The organism is Mitsuokella apri, assembly GCF_051886055.1.
Taxonomy (GTDB): Bacteria; Bacillota; Negativicutes; order Selenomonadales; family Selenomonadaceae; genus Mitsuokella.
Genome location: NZ_JBJEXT010000070.1, coordinates 215,548 through 234,172, shown reverse-complemented (window position 1 = coordinate 234,172; position 18,625 = coordinate 215,548). Strand labels below are relative to the sequence as shown.

Annotated in this window: 18 protein-coding genes and 1 tRNA gene; 16 read left to right on the top strand and 3 right to left on the bottom strand. The window is 53.2% G+C overall.

Features of this window, described 5'->3' with window-relative positions; all coding sequences use genetic code 11:
- The first annotated feature begins 21 nt into the window (after window positions 1-21).
- Entirely contained in the window at window positions 22-1,074 is a 1,053-nt protein-coding gene (locus ACI4OH_RS11165) for an OmpA family protein (protein WP_435720949.1), read from the top strand.
- Window positions 1,075-1,143: 69 nt separating this feature from the next.
- Here the strand turns inward: ACI4OH_RS11165 and ACI4OH_RS11160 are convergent, their stop codons facing one another.
- Entirely contained in the window at window positions 1,144-1,476 is a 333-nt protein-coding gene (locus ACI4OH_RS11160) for a hypothetical protein (protein WP_432646285.1), read from the bottom strand.
- A gap of 216 nt (window positions 1,477-1,692) precedes the next feature.
- Here ACI4OH_RS11160 and ACI4OH_RS11155 point away from each other — a divergent pair, with 216 nt between their 5' ends.
- The 13 genes from ACI4OH_RS11155 to ACI4OH_RS11095 all read left to right on the top strand — a co-directional run bounded on the left by ACI4OH_RS11155 (window position 1,693) and on the right by ACI4OH_RS11095 (window position 15,823).
- A complete protein-coding gene (locus tag ACI4OH_RS11155) occupies window positions 1,693-3,609 on the top strand; it encodes a sigma 54-interacting transcriptional regulator (protein ID WP_432646284.1) in 1,917 nt (638 codons plus the stop codon).
- Between the two features lie 59 nt (window positions 3,610-3,668).
- Window positions 3,669-4,376, top strand: coding sequence for a tRNA (guanosine(46)-N7)-methyltransferase TrmB (trmB, locus tag ACI4OH_RS11150; RefSeq protein WP_432646283.1), 708 nt, complete (start codon window positions 3,669-3,671; stop codon window positions 4,374-4,376).
- A 12-nt stretch (window positions 4,377-4,388) separates the two neighbouring features.
- Window positions 4,389-5,573: an FtsW/RodA/SpoVE family cell cycle protein gene (locus ACI4OH_RS11145; RefSeq protein ID WP_432646282.1), complete on the top strand. Its 1,185-nt coding sequence runs from the start codon at window positions 4,389-4,391 to the stop codon at window positions 5,571-5,573.
- Window positions 5,574-5,740: 167 nt separating this feature from the next.
- Complete coding sequence (locus ACI4OH_RS11140; protein ID WP_432646288.1) at window positions 5,741-6,259, top strand: peptidoglycan-binding protein; 519 nt, start codon at window positions 5,741-5,743, stop codon at window positions 6,257-6,259.
- A 287-nt stretch (window positions 6,260-6,546) separates the two neighbouring features.
- Window positions 6,547-7,722 carry an ABC transporter substrate-binding protein gene (locus tag ACI4OH_RS11135; protein WP_432646281.1) on the top strand — a complete coding sequence of 392 codons (1,176 nt, stop codon included), beginning with the start codon at window positions 6,547-6,549 and terminating at the stop codon, window positions 7,720-7,722.
- 132 nt (window positions 7,723-7,854) lie between these two features.
- Window positions 7,855-8,742, top strand: a complete 888-nt coding sequence (locus tag ACI4OH_RS11130) for a branched-chain amino acid ABC transporter permease (protein ID WP_432646280.1) — start codon at window positions 7,855-7,857, stop codon at window positions 8,740-8,742.
- 12 nt (window positions 8,743-8,754) lie between these two features.
- Window positions 8,755-9,711 (top strand): branched-chain amino acid ABC transporter permease, encoded by a 957-nt coding sequence (locus tag ACI4OH_RS11125; protein WP_432646279.1) that lies wholly within the window; start codon window positions 8,755-8,757, stop codon window positions 9,709-9,711.
- A complete protein-coding gene (locus ACI4OH_RS11120; RefSeq protein WP_432646278.1) occupies window positions 9,704-10,471 on the top strand; it encodes an ABC transporter ATP-binding protein in 768 nt (255 codons plus the stop codon). Before ACI4OH_RS11125 ends, ACI4OH_RS11120 begins: the two co-directional genes overlap by 8 nt.
- 56 nt (window positions 10,472-10,527) lie before the next feature.
- On the top strand, window positions 10,528-11,244 hold the full coding sequence (locus tag ACI4OH_RS11115; protein WP_432646277.1) for an ABC transporter ATP-binding protein: 717 nt from the start codon (window positions 10,528-10,530) through the stop codon (window positions 11,242-11,244).
- A gap of 141 nt (window positions 11,245-11,385) precedes the next feature.
- A complete protein-coding gene (locus ACI4OH_RS11110) occupies window positions 11,386-12,030 on the top strand; it encodes a CBS domain-containing protein (protein WP_432646276.1) in 645 nt (214 codons plus the stop codon).
- 234 nt (window positions 12,031-12,264) lie between these two features.
- Window positions 12,265-13,227, top strand: coding sequence for a TAXI family TRAP transporter solute-binding subunit (locus tag ACI4OH_RS11105; protein ID WP_435720947.1), 963 nt, complete (start codon window positions 12,265-12,267; stop codon window positions 13,225-13,227).
- Window positions 13,228-13,336: 109 nt separating this feature from the next.
- Window positions 13,337-13,822 carry a DUF1850 domain-containing protein gene (locus ACI4OH_RS11100; RefSeq protein ID WP_435720946.1) on the top strand — a complete coding sequence of 162 codons (486 nt, stop codon included), beginning with the start codon at window positions 13,337-13,339 and terminating at the stop codon, window positions 13,820-13,822.
- Window positions 13,823-13,885: 63 nt separating this feature from the next.
- Window positions 13,886-15,823, top strand: a complete 1,938-nt coding sequence (locus ACI4OH_RS11095; RefSeq protein ID WP_439784742.1) for a TRAP transporter permease — start codon at window positions 13,886-13,888, stop codon at window positions 15,821-15,823.
- A 93-nt stretch (window positions 15,824-15,916) separates the two neighbouring features.
- On the opposite strand, the gene perR is transcribed toward ACI4OH_RS11095, so the two are convergent.
- Entirely contained in the window at window positions 15,917-16,357 is a 441-nt protein-coding gene (gene perR / locus ACI4OH_RS11090) for a transcriptional regulator PerR (RefSeq protein ID WP_432646272.1), read from the bottom strand.
- A gap of 212 nt (window positions 16,358-16,569) precedes the next feature.
- Between perR and ACI4OH_RS11085 the strand changes: the two genes are divergently transcribed.
- Window positions 16,570-16,658, top strand: a tRNA-Ser gene (locus ACI4OH_RS11085).
- Window positions 16,659-16,773: 115 nt separating this feature from the next.
- Here ACI4OH_RS11085 and rpmF read toward each other — a convergent pair.
- Window positions 16,774-16,953: a 50S ribosomal protein L32 gene (rpmF, locus tag ACI4OH_RS11080; protein ID WP_005842638.1), complete on the bottom strand. Its 180-nt coding sequence runs from the start codon at window positions 16,951-16,953 to the stop codon at window positions 16,774-16,776.
- Between the two features lie 338 nt (window positions 16,954-17,291).
- Between rpmF and ACI4OH_RS11075 the strand changes: the two genes are divergently transcribed.
- Window positions 17,292-18,551, top strand: coding sequence for a DAK2 domain-containing protein (locus ACI4OH_RS11075; protein WP_435720944.1), 1,260 nt, complete (start codon window positions 17,292-17,294; stop codon window positions 18,549-18,551).
- Window positions 18,552-18,625: the final 74 nt, after the last annotated feature.

Below are 18,625 nucleotides of genomic sequence, written 5' to 3'. Positions count from 1 at the left end.
TAAAGAGAAGAGGGGTTCTTTATGAAGAAAAAAGCACTTGTAGCAACTCTTGCTGCAATGGCCACGATGGCTACGATGGCAAGTGCTGCTCCGCAGACGCAGTGGCAGCAGGGCGAGTGGCAGCTCGATCTCGGTGCCTGGGCACCAAAAGCAAAGACGGCTGGTCTTGACAGCAGCTCGAAATGGAATTTCAATGGCGGCCTCGGCTATGCTCTGTCCGACAAATGGGCTCTGCGCTATGACTACCATGATCTCAACACGAAGATGAATGACTTCAAGACGACGGGCGATGAGCACGAAGTCAACCTCGCTTACAGCCTCGGCAAGAACGCAGCTGTTTTTGCCGGCTGGAACCGCATCAGCAACAAGTTCGACAACTCCCTGAAAGGCTTCAAGGATACGACGAACAACGTTGCCCAGCTCGGTCTCGCTACGAAGTTTGACATTGCCAAGAATCTGGCTTTCTATGCTGACGGTGCTGTCGGCACGAAGAAGACGTCCCTCTGGGAAACGGGTCTTGCTTACACGATCAACAACGATTGGGACCTCAATGCCGGCTATCGTTACCTCGATACGAAGCTTGATGAAGACAACAACATCAAGTACCGCGGCTTCCTCGTTGGCCTGAGCTATCGCTTCGGCGGCCACAAGGCAGCTCCGGCTCCAGCACCGATTACAGAGCCTGAGCCAGTTGCTCCGGTCGTAGAGACGCCGGTCGTACCGCAGCACGTCTACAATGACTATTATCTCGATACGATTCATTTCGCATCTGACGTAGATACGCCGCTGGCTTCTGAGTCTCAGAAACTTGCTAACTTCGTCGCTGTCGCTAAGGCTCATCCGGATTCCACGTTTAAGCTCATCGGCAACACGGATTCCGATGCTTCGCAGGAATATAACGAAGACCTCTCGAAACGCCGTGTCGATAACGTTGCCAAATACGCTGAGGATAACGGCGTAAGCAGCAGCCGCCTGAACCTCAACTACAAGGGCGAGAACAATCCGGTTGCTTCCAACGCAACGGAGCAGGGCAAGGCTGACAACCGCCGTGTCGATATCTGGGAGCATAAATAATCCCTCATGCTTCATGCATAAAAATAACCCATCGGGCTTTGACCTGATGGGTTATTTTTATAGGAGTGATTAAGCGAAAATCTGATAATAGAGGACGATGAAGAACAGCGCAATCGCGAAGCCGATGCTGACGGCACTGGCGCGTTCGACGAAGACGGCCTGTACTTCCGTGAGTTTTGCATGACGGCGTACATACGTCAGAATCAGAGAGGCCGCTAAAAGGACGTACATCGCGCGGTTCATATTGTCGAAGTTCGCCCAGCCTAAGATGCTGACGATGACGGTCAGCACAATCAGGGCAATGATTGGATAATCCTTGCCGATTTTCGGCTCTTTTTTCTTGTCATCCGGTTTTTTCTTGTCGTAAAGCTTCTTCTGGAGCTTCTTATACTGATTTGCCATGGAATTTTCCCTGCCTTTGCATTTACATTGAATCACTCCATATTATACCGTTTTGTAAACTTTTTTGCAAAAAGAATTGCAGGTGAGGGCGATGATTGTTAAAATATAAGGTACAGCTTTTCTATATATGCTGATTTATGTAAAACTGTAAACTTTCCAATAATTTCTGTCATATGCAGAGCCGCAGGGCTCTAATATGATGCAGGGGGGATTTTTATGATACGAGAACATCGCAGCAGGGGAAAACTTGAGGGCTACTACCGCAAGTTTGTCGAGGATGGCGTCATTGATCCGAATGTTCATCCTTGGGTGGCGGAATCTTGGCTGAAGAGCCGGGAACTCGGCATCGGCACCGAGACGATGGATGTTTCGCGCAAGATGTCAAAAGAGCAGTTTGCCAAGCTGCAGGCCAAGCATAAGGATGCCATCGACTACTTGAGCGGACTCAGCGAAGATATCCGCGAGTTCTTTCAGGAGTACAATCTGTCGCTGCTGCTCATCGATTCGGACTGCCGCGTATTAAAGAGTTATTCGCTGCCGTTCTACCAGATGACGCCGGGTGAGATTGAAGGCGTGCGCGTCGGCATCGAGGATGTTGGCACATCGAGCATCAGTGTGGCCTATGCCCATCAGACGCCGTTTTGGCTGTTCGGGCCGGAGATGTGGGTCAAGGAATGCCAGCTCGGCGATGCCTGCTCGGCACCAATCAAGGTCAACGGGGAATTCCATTACATCATCACGCTGGTTTCCATGGAGCAGGTACCGATGCCGCAGGATGCCATCATCTCCCTGCTGCTGACGATGAAAAATGCCTTGGAGGCGCATCTGACGGAGGCCGTGCGCATCAAGGCGGAGGAGGCCATCCTCGATGCGACGCCGTTTGCCGTGTATCATGTCATGCCGGGCGGCGAAGTCGCCTATGCGAACAAGCTCGGCCATACGCGCCTTGAGGGCATCGGCGCGAAGAAAGGCGAGGACAGGAAGTACACGTCGAATCTCAACGATGTCATCATGAACTACCAGCATACGCCGATTTACAAAGGCTTTAACGGTGTTCCCTCCTATAATAAGGAAGTCACCTGGATTACGCCGAAGAAGACGTATGAGGATATCACGACGGTCGTGCCGCTCGAACGCGATGCGGACCGCGCTGTGGAATCCGTCGTCGTCGTTTCGATGCCCATTGAGGATTTGCGCACACTCGTCGCGCACGCTGCCGGCTATACGGCAAAATACAGCCTCAATTCGATGGTCGGCGAGGGTACGACTTTCGCGAGTGTCCGCGCCAAGGCGGCACGCGTGGCCAAGAACAAGCATCATATCCTGATTCAGGGTGAGGCCGGCACTGGCAAGCAGCGCATGGCACATGGCATCCATCAGGCCAGCCCGCGCGCTGCGGGGCCGCTCATCACGCTGCGCTGCGGCGATGCGACGCCGGAAATCCTCGAGCAGGAACTCTTCGGCATTGTCATGGGGCCGGATGTCAGCCATCAGGGCCGGCTGGAGCTCGCCTCCGGCGGTACGCTCTTCCTCGATGAAATCGAGAAACTGCCGCGCCCAATTGCCGTCGAGCTGGCCCATGCGCTGAAGACGGGCAAGACACACCGCATCGGCGAGAAGGTGGAACGCGACATCGATGTGCGCATCATCGCTGCCTGTGACAGCGACCTCAAGCGCCTGACGGAACGCGGCCTCTTTTCCCCGGAGCTCTATGAAATCGTCTCGAAGAGCGTCGTGCGCGTACCGCCGCTTCGGAGCCGCCGCGAGGATATTCCGAAACTCGCGGACCACATTGTGGCAGAACTTGCGGAACAGCATCAGATGAGACCAAAGCGCATTCTGCCGGAGACGGCTGAGGTACTGGAAGAATACGACTGGCCGGGCAACATCAAGCAGCTGCAGAGTGTGCTGGAATATGCGTTCTTTAATACGCCGAAAAACACGATTGCACCGGAGGATATCAGCCTTATGGGCGACGTCAAGCCGGACAACAAATGGAAGGAAGACAAAGAGGTCTTCGTCAAGGCCTGGCAGGCAGCCGGCGGCAATGTCAGCCGTCTCGCAAATCTCCTGAATGTCAGCCGCGTGACGCTTTACCGCTATCTCAAGAAGTACAACCTTGAGAAAAAATGAAACAGGGTACACTAGAACATAAGGGATAATCAAATCATCGCGAAAGGATAAGGAAAACTGTGCGTTTAAGAAGAAAACCGTGGGTGGATGAAGCCATTCACGAATTTGATGATTTTGTCGTGAGCCGTGACCAGGAAATCGGCGAGGAGAAGAAGGGCAAATGGGCGGAAATCTTTGGCCGTCAGGCCCCTCTTCATGTTGAGCTCGGCACGGGCAAGGGCGATTTCATCAGTCAGATGGCGGAGCGCCATCCGGAAATCAATTTTATCGGCATTGAGATGCAGCAGGATGTGCTGTATTCCGCTGCCAAAAAGATTGCGGAGAAAGAACTCAAGAATGTGCGTCTGCTCGTCTTTGACATCAACCATATTGAAGATATTTTCGCCGAGGGCGAAGTTGACCGCTTCTACATCAACTTCTGCGACCCATGGCCGAAAAAGCGTCATGCCAAACGCCGTCTGACGCATGTGGGCTTCCTTGAAAAGTACCGCCGTCTGCTCAAAAAGCCCGGCGAGCTCCACTTCAAGACGGATAACCGTCCCTTGTTTGACTTTTCGCTTGAGCAGTTTGCCGAGGCCGGACTCAAGGTGCAGGATGTTTCGTATGACCTGCACGCGGAGAACCGCCCGGACAATATCATGACGGAGTACGAGCGCAAATTCAGCGGTTTTGGTGAGAAAATCAACCGCTGCGAGGTTATTTTCGAGGCTCCGGCCGAGGGCGCCGCTGCAGAACAGGATGAGCATACGGCTCAGAAAGAGGATTAAGGGGGCATTTTGATGCTGATTCGCAAAACGCCGTGGCGTAATGAATCAGAACCCGTCATTGTCATCATGGCGGTCCTGCTCCTGCTGGGCACCATCAATGTCTTCAGCTCGAGCTTCGTCCTCGCTACGACGAGCTTCAACAATCCGTATTATTTCCTGATCCGCCATGTCGTCTGGCTGATCTTGGGCATTGCCGTGTGCTTTGCCTGCAGCCGCATTAATTATCACCGCTGGCAGAGCATCACGCAGTGGCTGCTGATTATCACGATAGGGGCCCTCGTGCTGGTCCTCGGCGTCGGCACGGTTGTCAATGGCGCGAGACGCTGGCTGTCCTTTGCGGGCTTCAGCGTGCAGCCGGCCGAATTTGCCAAGCTTACGGCCATCCTGATTGCGGCGAAATTTCTGACGGTCATGATGAAGATGGAGAAGAAAATCAATCTGCTCAAAGCACCGCCGTACTGGATCATTATTGTCATGGCAGGTCTCGTCGAATTGGAACCGGATATGGGCACGGCCTGCATCGTTTTGGGCGTGCCTCTGCTCATGGCCTTTCTCGTCGGCATCCCCTGGAAACAGGTCAAGGTCTTGTTTTTTGTCGTCATTGGCAGTATCGGGGGACTCATCATCCTGCAGCCGTACCGCTTAAAGCGCGTGCTCATCACGTATGATCCGTGGAGCGATGCACAGGGAGTCGGCTATCAGGCCGTACAGTCGATGTCGACCATCGGTTCGGGCGGCCTCTGGGGCATGGGCCTCGGCGAGGGCGTCAGCAAGTACGAATATCTGCCAGAGGCTCATACGGACTTTGCCTTTGCTATTTTCGCGCAGGAACACGGCTATCTCGGTGTCCTGCTTGTCATTCTGCTGTTCTTCATGCTGGCCGTCTGCTGCTATTACATCTCGGCCCGTGCCCGCGATATCTACGGCCAGATTTTGACACTCGGCATCATGCTGCTCGTCGTCGGACAGGCCGCAGGCAATCTCTTTATGGTCAGCGGCACGTTCCCTGTCGTCGGCATCCCGCTGCCGTTTATCAGTTATGGCGGTTCATCACTGCTCGTTACGATGGCATCCATGGGAATTTTGCTGAATATCTGCCATCACGGTTTCCAGACAAACCATGAGTCGGATTTGCCGCAGACACCGCCGGCAGAGGCAAAAGAGCCCGTGGCACCGCCTCTGCACCTTGTCAAATGATACTTGTTTTGACCGATTTATGCGCAATGTGTTAAAATAGGGATTATAGACTATATCGATTATGGTACGGGTGCTTTTGAGAGAGGTGTTTGCGTTTGCGAAATCCATTTCATTTTGTGATTCCTTTGGCAGCGGCGTTCCTCCTGCTCTCCTTTTCGACGGACGCGATGGCATCATCCATCCTGGTCCGGCAGGGATCTCGCGGTCAGGCTGTGCGTCAGGTCCAGAGCCTGCTCATTGAGCAGGGCTGGCTTCAGGGAACAGCCGATGGCATCTGCGGCAATCAGACGGTGAATGCCATAAAATCCTTCCAGAAGGCGAAGGGCCTTACGGTAGACGGCATCTGCGGCAATGGCACATATGCAGTGCTGTCGGGCGGTCAGGAATATGAATCGTCGGACGATGACGGCACGGCCATGTATGTCAATGCGACGGGATACAGTGCCTACGACCCGGGCAACTGTGCGTATACAGCTATGGGAACGCACGTGCGTCATGGCATTATTGCCGTAGACCCGAATGTCATCCCGCTCGGCACACATGTCTATATTCCCGGTTACGGTGATGCCGTGGCCGAGGATATCGGCGGCGCGATTCACGGACACCGCATCGATGTCGCATTTGACACGCGTGCAGAGGCACTGGCTTTTGGCCGTCAGGACATTGAAATTTACATCAAAGATTAAAAATCGAAAAAGATACATGAGAAAACGCAGCTTTCGGCTGCGTTTTTTGTATACAGTGAAAGTGTAAACCCATACATTCCTGCTGTGAACTTTCCTAATATAAATTCCGCGACAACGATACATGGAGTGATAGAAAACAGTAAAAGTTCATTTCAGAAAAACAAAAACGGCTGATTAGTACATTTTTTTAGCACAAAAGTATTGACTAATGTAAAGCTGTAAACTATAATAAATTCATCGCAATCGCAATAAGAGAATTGCAAGGGAGAGAAAAGGGAGGAATTCATATGAATTTCAGCAAGAAAGGTCTGAAACTCGCCAGCGTCCTCGTGGGCACGATGCTCATGGGCGGCGTGCTCGCTGGCTGCGGCAGCCAGTCCGACAGCAACGAGATCAAGGTCGGCGCGAACTTCGAGATGACCGGCAACGTTGCGAACTATGGTTCGGCATCGCTCGACGGCCTCAAGCTCGCAGTCGATGAGATCAACGATGCCGGCGGCATTGACGGCAAAAAGATCACGCTTGTCACGGCCGATAATAAATCCGAGGCTTCTGAGGCAGTCAATGCTGCTACGAAGCTCATCTCGGACGATAAGGTTTCCGTCCTCGTCGGTCCTGCTGTAACGGCAAACGTCATTGCAGAGTCGCAGGTCGCTACGGACAACAAAGTGCCAATCATTGCACCGGATGCCACGAGCCCGGATGTTACGGTTGAAAATGGCAAAGTAAAGCCGTTCGTCTTCCGCAGCTGCTTCATCGACCCGCAGCAGGGCACGGTTATGGCAAAATTCGCCAGTGAGAACCTCAAGGCTAAGACGGCTGTCATCTATGTCGATAACAGTACGGACTATTCCAAGAGCCTTGGCAAGGTATTCAAGGAGAAATTTGAAGCTGCCGGCGGCAAAGTCGTCATGGAAGAAGCCTTCCTTGCGAAGGATCAGGACTTCAAGGCTACGCTGACGAAGCTCAAGACGGCCAATGCCGATGTCATCTTCGTTCCGGCTTATTATGAAGAAGTCGGCAAGATTGTCAAGCAGGCCCGCGAGCTCGGCATCACCTGCCCAATCCTCGGTACGGATGGCTGGGATGATTCGAAAGTTGCCGATATCGCCGGTGCAGATGCCCTGAACAACACGTACTTCTGCACGCATTATTCCGATAAGGATGAATCCGTAAAACCGTTCGTTGAAGCTTTCAAGAATAAGTACGGCCATATGCCGAACGTATTCGCAGCCCTTGGCTACGATGCCGGCAAGATGCTTGCCGATGCCATCAAACGCGCTGGCAGCAGCGATCCTGAGAAGATCCAGAAGGCTCTTGAGGAGACGAAAGACCTTCAGGTCGGCACGGGTACCATCACGATGGATAAGAACCATAATCCGATCAAGCAGGCCGTTATCCTGCAGAACAAAGATGGCGACCGCGTAATGGTAGCTAAGATCATGCCGGATTCTGAGGACTGATCCATAGTCCTATACGGAAAAGCCTTCACCTCTCTTTGAGGGAGGGCTTTTCTCTTTTATATGTCTTTATAATATGTAAGTTTTATTTTGTCATTCCTGTCATTTTGTCATTTTCAGAAGGGAGTTAATCCTATGGAAATCCTGCATCAAATTCTGCAGCAGTTCATCAATGGCATATCGCTGGGCAGTATTTATGCACTCATAGCGTTAGGCTACACGATGATATATGGCATCATTAAGCTCATCAACTTCGCGCACGGCGATATCTACATGGTGGGCGCCTATATCGGTTTTTTCTCCATCACGCAGGCACATCTTTCCATTGTGCCGTCCTTGCTCATTTCACTCGTCGTCACGGGCTTTCTCGGTATGCTTGTCGAGCGTCTCGCTTATAAGCCGCTGCGTCATGCACCGCGTATCTCCGTGCTGATTACGGCTATCGGCGTATCGTTTTTCCTCGAATATACGACGATGTATTTCGTCTCGCCGACACCGCGCACGTTCCCGGCGATGTTCGGTGATGTCGCCGTGACGATTGGCGGCATTGTCATTAACGGTCAGCAGATGCTGATTCTCGGCATTACGGCCGTACTCATGGTCATCCTGACTTATATTGTCCAGAAGACGAAGACGGGCAAGGCCATGCGCGCTGCTTCGTTTGATACGGAGACGGCTGAGCTCATGGGCATCAACTCCGACCGCATCATTTCGATTACGTTCGGCATTGGCTCGGCCCTTGCCGCTGTCGCCGGTGTGCTCGTCGGCATTTACTACAATTCCATCGACCCGCTCATGGGCATCATGCCGGGCCTCAAGGCCTTCGTCGCAGCCGTACTCGGCGGCATCGGCATTCTGCCGGGCGCTGTCGTCGGCGGCCTGATTCTCGGCGTCGTTGAGGCCTTTGTTTCGGGCTTCATTTCCTCGACGTTCCGTGATGCTGCGGCTTTTGCCATCCTGATTCTCGTGCTGCTCATCCGTCCGGCCGGCATCTTTGGCAAGAATACGAAAGAAAAGGTTTAAGGAGGGGAGCATATGAAATACTTACGAAAAAATGACTGCATCATGCTCGTCTTCGCCGTCGTTCTGTTTGCAGTTCTGCAGTTTTTGATATCGGAGCGCATCCTGAGTTCATTCTGGCAGCTTAATCTGCTGATTATCGGTATTAACATCATTCTGGCTGCGAGCCTGAACCTCATCAACGGCTATACAGGGCAGTTTTCACTCGGCCATGCCGGCTTTATGGCGGTCGGCGCTTATGTCGGCGTCGTCTTGACGGCTAATTTCCACATGCCGTTTGCCGTCGCCCTGATTGCGGGCGGCATTGCGGCCGGTTTCCTCGGCTTCCTCGTCGGCATTCCGACACTGCGCCTGCGCGGCGATTATCTCGCCATCGCCACACTGGGCCTCGGCGAAATCATCCGCATCGTCATCATGAACATCCAGTATGTCGGCGGTGCGGCCGGTTTCAAGGGCATCCCGCATCACACGACGTTTGCCTGGGTCTTCTTCATCATGCTGTTTACGCTGTTCTTCATCAAGAACTTCGTCAATTCGAATCACGGCCGTGCCTGCCTTGCCATCCGCGAGAATGAGATTGCAGCCGAGTCGATGGGCGTCAACACGACGAAGTACAAGGTCATGGCCTTTACGATTGGCGCGGCGTTTGCCGGTGTCGCAGGCGGACTTTTCGCACATTGCTTCTATTTAATCAGTCCGGCTTCGTTCACGTTTATGCAGACATTCAATTATCTCATCATGGTCGTCATGGGCGGTCTCGGCTCCATCACGGGCTCGATTGCCGGTGCTTTTGTCGTCACGTTCATTTCGGCAGCTCTCGCCAGCTGGCCGGAATTCCGCATGATTATTTATGCCATCACGCTGATTCTCCTGATGTTCTACCGTCCGCAGGGCCTGTTCGGCTACATGGAAATCACGAATATGGGCATTTTCCGCCGCATTTTCAAGAAAGGGGAGACGTCTCATGAGTGAGCTTTTACGCACCGAGAATGTCTCGGAGGTATTCGGCGGCCTCAAGGCTGTCACGGACTTCAATATTCATCTTGACCGCGGCGAGCTCGTCGGCCTCATCGGCCCAAACGGTGCCGGCAAGACAACGGCCTTCAATATGCTGACCGGTGTTTATCAGCCGACGACGGGCAGCATCACATTTGAGGGCAAGAGCATCGTCGGCCTCAAGCCCTATGAAGTCACGCAGCGCGGCATCGCGCGCACATTCCAGAATATCCGCTTGTTCTCGGAACTCACGGTCCTCGAGAATGTCAAGATTGCCTTCCATTATCACGTCAAGTACAGCGTGCTTGAGGCCGTTTTCCGCGTGGGCCGTTATTTCAAAGAGGAAGAGCGGATTGAGGAAGAAGCCCATAAACTCCTCAAGATTTTCCATCTGGATGATAAGGCCAATGAAGTTGCCAAGAATCTGCCGTACGGTGCCCAGCGCCGCCTTGAGATTGCCCGCGCCCTTGCGGCCAAGCCAAAACTCCTGCTGCTCGACGAGCCGGCTGCCGGCATGAACCCGCAGGAGACGAAGGAACTCATGGAGATGATCCGCTGGATCCGTAAGGAATTCGGCCTGACCATCCTGCTCATCGAACACGATATGAGCCTCGTCATGGGTATCTGCGAACGCATCTATGTACTCGAGTACGGCGAAATCATCGCGCAGGGTACGCCAGCTGAAATCAAGGAAAATCCGGAAGTCATCCGCGCTTACCTTGGCGCTGAGAACTGATGCTGGATTTGGGCAAATTATAGAATGTACAGGATGTACGGAAAGCAGGTATGTATATGGCAGAACCGATGCTGAAAATCGATAATATTGACGTATATTACGGTGCCATCCATGCGCTTAAGGGCATCAGCCTCGAAGTCAATGAGGGTGAGATTGTCACGCTGATTGGTGCCAATGGTGCCGGCAAGTCGACGACGCTGCGCACGATTTCAGGCCTTTTGAAGCCGAAAAACGGCGGCATCACGTTTCAGGGAGAGAATATTGCAGGCGTTCGCGCGCATGAAATCGTCAAGAAGGGCATTTCTCAGGTCCCTGAGGGACGCCGCGTTTTTGCCGAAATGACCGTCATGGAAAATCTGGACCTCGGTGCCTTTGTGCGCAAGGACAAAGAGGGTATCCGTCAGGACCTTAAGAAGGTCTTTGAACTCTTCCCGCGCCTTGAAGAACGCAAAAATCAGTCGGCCGGCACGCTTTCAGGCGGTGAACAGCAGATGCTGGCCATGGGGCGCGCGCTCATGAGCCGGCCGAAGCTTTTGCTGCTCGATGAGCCGTCGATGGGCCTCGCGCCGCTTCTTATCAAGGAAATCTTCAATATCATTGTCGACATCAACAAGAGCGGCACGACGGTCCTGCTTGTCGAGCAGAACGCCAATATGGCCCTTTCCATCGCGAACCGCGCTTATGTCCTTGAGACGGGCCGCATCACGCTCTCTGGCAGTGCACAGGAGCTCGCGGCCAGCGAGGATGTCCGCAAGGCCTATCTTGGCGGCTGATGCCCCGCGCATCGCGTGTGCTGAGGATGTTTCAGGATATTGGAACGAAATCATGGGATAAATAGTACTGCCTGCTGGCAGGAAACTGCCGGCAGATGGCGAATTCTCTTAACAGCAGTAAATTGCAGAGGGGGATTTTAGATGTTTGTAGCAAATCGCATGGCAAAAAATCCAGTGACGGTTTCACCGGATACACCCGTCGATGAAGCGGCTTCGGCCATGAAGAAGGGCCATTTCCGCCGCCTGCCGGTCGTGGAAGAAGGCAAGCTCGTTGGCTTTTTGTCGGATAAGGACATCATGCGCGTCGCACCGTCGCCGGCAACGACGCTTTCGCGTTATGAAGCGCGTTCGCTTCTCGCCAAGCTCAAGATTGGCGATATCATGAATAAGGAAGTCATTTCCGTCAATGAGGATGCGACGATTGAAGAAGCCGCGCTCATCATGTACAATCACAAGATTGGCGGCCTGCCGGTCGTCTCGAGTGTCGGTGCTGTTGTCGGCGTCATCACGGAGACGGATATCTTCAAGACATTTGTCGATGTCATGGGCCTGCAGGAAGGCAAGACACGCCTGACGCTGCTCGTCGATAATAAAGTCGGTGTTGTTTACGACATTGCCGGCATTTTCACGGAGTGCGGCCTGTCCATCGACAGCCTCGTGACCTGCCGACAGCCGTACGGCAAATACGAGATTGTCGTGCGCGGCGATATCCCCAACGTCGAGGAAATCTCCGCGAAGATCAAAGCCAAGGGGTATGAGATCATCCATACAGCCCGCATTGGCTGACGGATAAGACAGGATACATCCCTGTAAAATCGCATAGAATAAGCTCAACGAAGAGCTCTTTTCCCTCACAGCTATGGTATGTGACGTGGAAAGGGCTCTTTTTGTTTCTTGTATACATATAAACATTACAAATTTACATGTATTTTTCACTTTTAACCTTGTCAGTGTATATACGCTATGTTATAATTTTATACATAATATGATTTACAGATATAAATGTGGGAGGCGTTCAACATGAAGTTTCATTCCTTGACCAAAATGCTGACCGTGGGACTTATAGCGGTTATGACAGCCGTGCTTTTAGCCGGCTGCGGCAGTGAAAGCAGTCAGAAAAAATTCCTTAACATCGCGACGGGCGGTACGGCTGGTACGTACTATCCAATCGGCGGTGCCATGGCCGAAATCCTCAATAAGGAAATCCCCGGCATGAATGCGAGTGCACAGTCAACGGGTGCTACGGTCGCCAATATCAACATGCTCAAGGACAATTCGGTTGACCTCGCCATTGTCCAGAACGATATCACGTATTACGCTGTCAACGGCACGGAGATGTTCAAGGACAAGAAAGTTGACAACATCCGCGGCATCGCTTCGCTTTATCCGGAGACGTGCCAGTTCGTCACGCTCGATAAGGCCGGCATCAAGAGCATCAAGGACCTCAAGGGCAAGCGCGTCGCCGTCGGTGCTGCAGGCTCGGGCGCTGAGGCCAATGCCCGCCAGATTCTCGAGGCTTATGGCATCACGTACGATGATATCGACGTCCAGTACCTCTCCTTTGCTGAAGGCGCCAGCGCCCTCAAGGACGGCAATGTCGATGCAGCGTTCCTGACGGCCGGCTACCCGACGTCCTCGGTACAGGATATCGCTTCGCAGAATAAGGTCCGCCTGCTGCCAATCGATGCGGATAAGGCCGATGCTCTGATTGCCAAGTATCCGTTCTACACGAAGACGACCATTCCGGCTGGTACGTATGCCGGCTTTGATGAGGAAGTCCCGACGATCTCCGTTATGGCTATGCTCGTCGCTACGGATAAAGTCGACGACAAGATGGGCTATGATATTGCCAAGGCAATCTTCTCGAATCTCGACCGTCTGCAGGCCGCTCATTCTGTAGGCAAGCTCATCACGAAGGAAGGTGCCATGAAGGGCATGTCGCTGCCGATGAATGCCGGTGCTGAGAAGTTCTTTAAAGAGTAAGAAGAGTAAAGAATAAGCAAAAGGTCTCTTTCGTCCGTTCATGTGCTGGAAAGGCATGACGATGATGGTGATGGAGAGGCCTTTTTGCTTTTGACCTGGTGATTTTACGATGCGTCGTTATTCAATTTGTGCCGGTCTAACTGCCTTAGCTGTCATCTTTGGCCTGCTCAATGTCTTTTTGACCCCGTGCCTTGTGGTACGGGCAGCGGGCGAGCGGGTGGCTGTAGTCGAGGCAAGGCCGGGACTGCCATTTTCCATTCATTTTATTCATTCGGTGCAGAAGACGCCGGTTCTTGAGAATCTTGAAGTCAATGATGCCCGCGATGGTTTTACGCTGCTTTCGACAAAATACCAGTCGTTTGGCGTGGGACTGCCCTTCCTGGAGGAAGAAGGCGATTTTCGCGAAGAGGGCAATTATTATGTGTTTGACCATATGGACCGGCATTTCAGGGATTTATCCCTGCGCACGGGTGTGGGCACCAAGCTTACCCTGACGCTGAATGGCCGTACATACCGGCTCTATGAACGCTATGCGCCTGGCACGCGCATCGATTTAGCGATTATGCCGCTTTACCGGGGACTCCTTGGTAAATGATACTTTTACTTCCCATCCATTATTATATGGTATATGGATCTACGGGGATGAGAAGCAGAGAGGATGTTTTTTATGACTGAAAAGCTGGATCCAAAATCCGCAGATGATATTCTAAAAAAATACGATAAAGAATCCGATACGATGGTGTACAAGGGCATCATGGCCAAGATTGTCTCGGCCATTGCCATCACATTCTCCATCTTCCAGCTCTACACGGCGACATTCGGCGTGCTCGATGCCCAGCTGCAGCGTGCCGTCCATCTTGGCTTTGGCCTCGCGCTCGTGTATCTCCTGTATCCGACGCGCAAGTCGTGGTCGCGCTATAAGGTGCATCCCTTTGATGTGCTGTTGGCCATCCTCGGCGCGGCAACACCGGCGTACATCGTCATCGAGTATCAGCACCTTGTGCTGCGTTCGGGTACGGTCTCGGGCGTCGACCTTGCCGTGGGCCTTGTCGGCATCCTGCTCGTCATTGAGGCCACGCGCCGCATCGTCGGTCTGCCGATGGTCTGTGTCGTGCTGGCGTTCCTCGCTTATGCCTTTGCCGGTCCTTATATGCCGGGTGTGCTTGCCCACCGCGGGCTGACCATTGAGCAGCTCGTCGGCCATCTGTACTTCACGACAGAAGGTATCTTCGGCATTCCGCTGGGCGTTTCTTCGACGTTCATTTTCCTGTTCATTCTGTTCGGCGCTTACTTGGAGTCCACGGGCCTTGGCAAATTTTTCATCGACCTCGCCAATGCCATTGCCGGCTGGGCCAGCGGCGGTCCGGCAAAAGTCGCCGTCCTGTCTTCGGGCCTCATGGGTACGGTTTCGGGCAGTTCGGTAGCCAACGTCGTCGGCACGGGCTCTCTTACGATTCCGATGATGAAGAAACTCGGCTATCATAAGGATTTTGCCGGCGCCGTTGAGGCGGCAGCTTCGACGGGCGGTCAGCTCATGCCGCCGGTCATGGGCGCTGCGGCGTTCCTCATGGCTGAATTTGTCGGCGTGCCGTACATCGACATTGTCAAAGCTGCTATTGTGCCGGCCTTCCTCTATTTTGCCGGTATCTGGCTCGGCGTTCATTTCGAAGCGAAGCGCGGCAATCTCAAGGGCATCCCGCGGAGCCAGCTGCCGAAAATCGGCAATATCCTGCGGGAGCGCGGCCACCTCGCTCTGCCGCTCATTGTCATCGTTTATCTGCTCGTCGCCGGCTACACGCCGATGCGCGCCGCTCTGGTCGCCATTGTGCTTTCTATCCTTTGTTCGGCCCTGCGCAAATCGACGCGTATGAAGCCGATTGAGATTGTCCGCGGTCTTGACCGCGGCGCACGCAACGTGCTGTCCGTCCTCGTGGCCTGTGCTTCTGCCGGCATCATCATCGGCGTCGTCACGAAGACGGGCGTCGGCCTCAAGCTCGCTTCGGGCCTTTTGGACCTTTCGGGCGGACTGCTGCTGCCGACGATGTTCTTCACGATGATTACGGCCATCGTACTCGGCATGGGCGTGCCGACGACGGCAAACTACGTCATCACGTCGACGATTGCTGCACCGGCTCTCGTGCAGATGGGTGTACCTGTTCTCTGTGCGCATATGTTCGTGTTCTACTTCGGCATTATCGCCGATGTCACGCCGCCGGTCGCGCTCGCAGCCTTTGCGGGGTCCGGCATCTCCGGAGGCAATCCTTTAAGGACAGGGATAAATGCCTCGAAACTGGCCATTGCGGCGTTCATTATTCCGTATATGTTCGTGCTGTCACCGGTCCTTTTGATGCTGGAGGGTACAGCCTTTGACCTGTTCCTGACGACGCTCACGGCCCTTATCGGCATGGTGGCCCTTTCTTCGGCCCTCATCGGCTATCTTGCCGATGACTGCAATGCCTTTGAGCGTCTCGTGCTCATCGCCGGCGGCCTCATGATGATCAAGCCGGGCTTCATGACAGATATTGCAGGTTTCATCCTGTTTGCCGTCATTCTCTTCCTGCAGCTCAAACGCCGCAAGAAGATGGCAGCTGCCTGATTGATTCCTTTTTGTCTCTCCTCAAACAATTCTATAAACCAAAAATGCTGACACAATCGTGTCAGCATTTTTGGTAAAGAGAGTGTTTTTAGCTTAGTGAAGATTTTTCTTCTGCTTTTTCTGGCATTCCGGGCAGACGCCGAAGAAATAAAGCTGATGGTCGGAGAGCTCATAGCCTGTCTCATCCTTAACCTGCTCGTAAACGCCATTCGTGTTGAGCACCGGCACATCATCGACGCGGCCGCAGCAGGTGCAGCGGATATGCGGATGATGGCTCGTATCTGCGTCATAGCGGAACGCCTCTTCGCCGACGTTGAGTTCCTGGGCAAGACCGAGGTCACAGAGGATGGCCAGAGCCTTGTAGACCGTAGCCAGGCTCATCGTCGGATAGAGCGGCTGGAGCTCACGGTAAATCATATCGGCATTTGGATGTGCTTTCGTATGGGAAAGCATGTTGTAAACTGCGAGACGCTGCGGCGTTACTTTGAAGCCCGCTTCGCGCAGGCGGCTGGTCAGTTCGGTCGGAGTCAGCATGATATCACCTCATATTTTTCCTTAGATTGTCTCAAGGGTACACTAACGGAGAATAAATATTTTATAAGGTTATTCTACGTGTTATTTGCCAAATTGTCAACTAGTAACCATTCTTTTTATGGTTTGACTTTAAAAGAGAAAAACAGAGCGAAAAAAGGGCTTTACATTGGCGAGAAGATATGCTAATATATTATATGTTCTTCAACGAACACGGAGAGGTGTCCGAGTGGTCGAAGGTGCTTGACTCGAAATCAAGTGTGGTTAATAGCCACCGTGGGTTCGAATCCCACCCTCTCTGCCATTTGCAAATCAGTCCCTGCAGCGCTGCAGGGACTTTTTTATTGTCTGTATCCTATATAATAGGAAATAAAAAATCAGGCCTTTCCCTAAGGGAAAGACCTGACCCTTTGCAAGCATTATTCTGCTGCTTTGACGACTTCTTTGCCGTCATAGTAACCGCATTCCGGGCAAACGTGATGCGGCATTTTCGGTTCGTGGCACTGCGGGCAGGCAACGAAGCCGGGAGCTTCGAGCTTCCAGTTAGCACGGCGCTGGTCGCGGCGTGCCTTAGAAGTTTTGCGCTTTGGTACTGCCATTTGATTTTCACCTCCGAGGTACGTGTTCCTTCAGTGAAATCCATGCAATGGGTTGATGCTGGATGGATTCATTTCACGTGAGTATGTGATTTGACACATATATCTATGATAGCTGTTTTTGCGGTCAGTTGCAAGGGAAATTTTTCTTTTCGGGCAAGTTATGGCAATTTTTTTCAGGACGAGGGGATATTCCAGCTGTTTTTAGAAATATCTTGAAGAATTTTTGCAAAATAGAGGTGTTTTCTTTTTCGTCGCGAATTATAATAGAAAGTAACCTTCCTGTTTTAAAAAGTTCGGTATGAGCGCAGGGCGGTAAAAAGAAACGGGTGTGATGGAATATGACAGGAAATAGAGAAGTAATTACTGGCAGTGATTTCAAGCGCATGGTATCCGGCGCGTACAGCGAATTTCTGCTTGAATATGAACAAATCAATGCACTGAAAGGGGCCGGGCATATGCCCGGCACGCATATCCTGCGTACGATGGGGGCTGCTGTCATGCCGCTGTCGGAGACAAAGGATGACAGCATAGGCGGGCTCGCACGCCGCGTGGCGACGGCAGCTGTCTTCGGGGCGCGCGGCAGCGCCGGCATCGTGCTCGCGCAGATGTTCCGCGGCCTTGGTAAAGGGCTTTCGGGCAAGTACAATGCCACTTCGTCGGAGTTTGGCAAGGCCTTCCAGTATGGCATTCTCTATGCGCAGCGCGCTGTGCCGGAGGAGCCGGAGCAGCCAATCATCATGGTGGCCAAGGCCGTGGCAAAGGGCGCTTATCACGCTGTGCGTGCCAACCTGCCGATTTCGGAAATCCTGCAGGCAGCCATTGAAGCGGGCAAACAGGCACTGGCAAAGATGGACCATGAAGATGCGGGCGCGCGCATCATGTTCACGTTCCTTTCTGGCTGCCTCAAGGGCCTTGACGGCAACTTTGTTTCGCCGAGCGTCAGCCTCTCACTGGGACTGGAGGCAGGCCAGCCGGGCATGCCGGATCCGCGAGAAGACCTCGTGCGCCCATACTGTGTGCGCTTTACGATTCTCAACACGCGTGTCGACGTGCCGGAGTTCGAGCGCCACCTGCGCGAATACTCGAGTTTTGCACTCGTCGAGCGCCATGAAAAGGGTGTTGAGGTCCATCTGCATACCGACCATGTCGGCAAGGTCATAGAGCAGGCCATCGGCTGGGGGCCCATCAAGAATCTGCACATCACGAATATGAGCGAGAGCCATGTCCTGAATGCGCATGGCGCCCTGATGCGCGTGGCCCTGCTGGCCGTGGCCGAGAACAAGGTGCAGGCACGTGAGCTGCAGGATGCCGGCGTACATATCATTGTCAATGGCGGGGAAGATAATTGTCCTTCTGTCGGTGAGCTCGTCAATGCAGCCCACAGTGACCTCGCTTCGTCATACGTTATGATTTCGTGGAGCCGCGATTTCCGCCTGGCCTTCCGTCAGGCAAAACGCCTGCTCGGCAGCCGCGTAGAGCTCGTCCTCTGTCAGGACAAGATGCAGCAGGCCAAGGCCATCAAGGCGTTTGACCCGGAGAAAGATGCTGCCGAGAACAGCGAGGCCATGCAGCAGGCTGCCGGTCTGCTCAATGGCTGAGCAGCTCGCCTGCACGCGGGCGTAAATTTTGGCTGAGATATAGAAAAAACTCTGACACAAAATAGATGTGCCAG

Excerpts from the sequence above, each read along its gene's own strand:
- ACI4OH_RS11165 (WP_435720949.1), top strand. The coding sequence starts at position 22 with ATGAAGAAAAAAGCACTTGTAGCAACTCTTGCTGCAATGGCCACGATG.
- ACI4OH_RS11160 (WP_432646285.1), bottom strand. The coding sequence starts at position 1,476 with ATGGCAAATCAGTATAAGAAGCTCCAGAAGAAGCTTTACGACAAGAAA.
- ACI4OH_RS11155 (WP_432646284.1), top strand. The coding sequence starts at position 1,693 with ATGATACGAGAACATCGCAGCAGGGGAAAACTTGAGGGCTACTACCGC.
- ACI4OH_RS11145 (WP_432646282.1), top strand. The coding sequence starts at position 4,389 with ATGCTGATTCGCAAAACGCCGTGGCGTAATGAATCAGAACCCGTCATT.
- ACI4OH_RS11140 (WP_432646288.1), top strand. The coding sequence starts at position 5,741 with ATGGCATCATCCATCCTGGTCCGGCAGGGATCTCGCGGTCAGGCTGTG.
- ACI4OH_RS11135 (WP_432646281.1), top strand. The coding sequence starts at position 6,547 with ATGAATTTCAGCAAGAAAGGTCTGAAACTCGCCAGCGTCCTCGTGGGC.
- ACI4OH_RS11130 (WP_432646280.1), top strand. The coding sequence starts at position 7,855 with ATGGAAATCCTGCATCAAATTCTGCAGCAGTTCATCAATGGCATATCG.
- ACI4OH_RS11125 (WP_432646279.1), top strand. The coding sequence starts at position 8,755 with ATGAAATACTTACGAAAAAATGACTGCATCATGCTCGTCTTCGCCGTC.
- ACI4OH_RS11120 (WP_432646278.1), top strand. The coding sequence starts at position 9,704 with ATGAGTGAGCTTTTACGCACCGAGAATGTCTCGGAGGTATTCGGCGGC.
- ACI4OH_RS11115 (WP_432646277.1), top strand. The coding sequence starts at position 10,528 with ATGGCAGAACCGATGCTGAAAATCGATAATATTGACGTATATTACGGT.
- ACI4OH_RS11110 (WP_432646276.1), top strand. The coding sequence starts at position 11,386 with ATGTTTGTAGCAAATCGCATGGCAAAAAATCCAGTGACGGTTTCACCG.
- ACI4OH_RS11105 (WP_435720947.1), top strand. The coding sequence starts at position 12,265 with ATGAAGTTTCATTCCTTGACCAAAATGCTGACCGTGGGACTTATAGCG.
- ACI4OH_RS11100 (WP_435720946.1), top strand. The coding sequence starts at position 13,337 with ATGCGTCGTTATTCAATTTGTGCCGGTCTAACTGCCTTAGCTGTCATC.
- ACI4OH_RS11095 (WP_439784742.1), top strand. The coding sequence starts at position 13,886 with ATGTTTTTTATGACTGAAAAGCTGGATCCAAAATCCGCAGATGATATT.
- perR (WP_432646272.1), bottom strand. The coding sequence starts at position 16,357 with ATGCTGACTCCGACCGAACTGACCAGCCGCCTGCGCGAAGCGGGCTTC.
- rpmF (WP_005842638.1), bottom strand. The coding sequence starts at position 16,953 with ATGGCAGTACCAAAGCGCAAAACTTCTAAGGCACGCCGCGACCAGCGC.
- ACI4OH_RS11075 (WP_435720944.1), top strand. The coding sequence starts at position 17,292 with ATGACAGGAAATAGAGAAGTAATTACTGGCAGTGATTTCAAGCGCATG.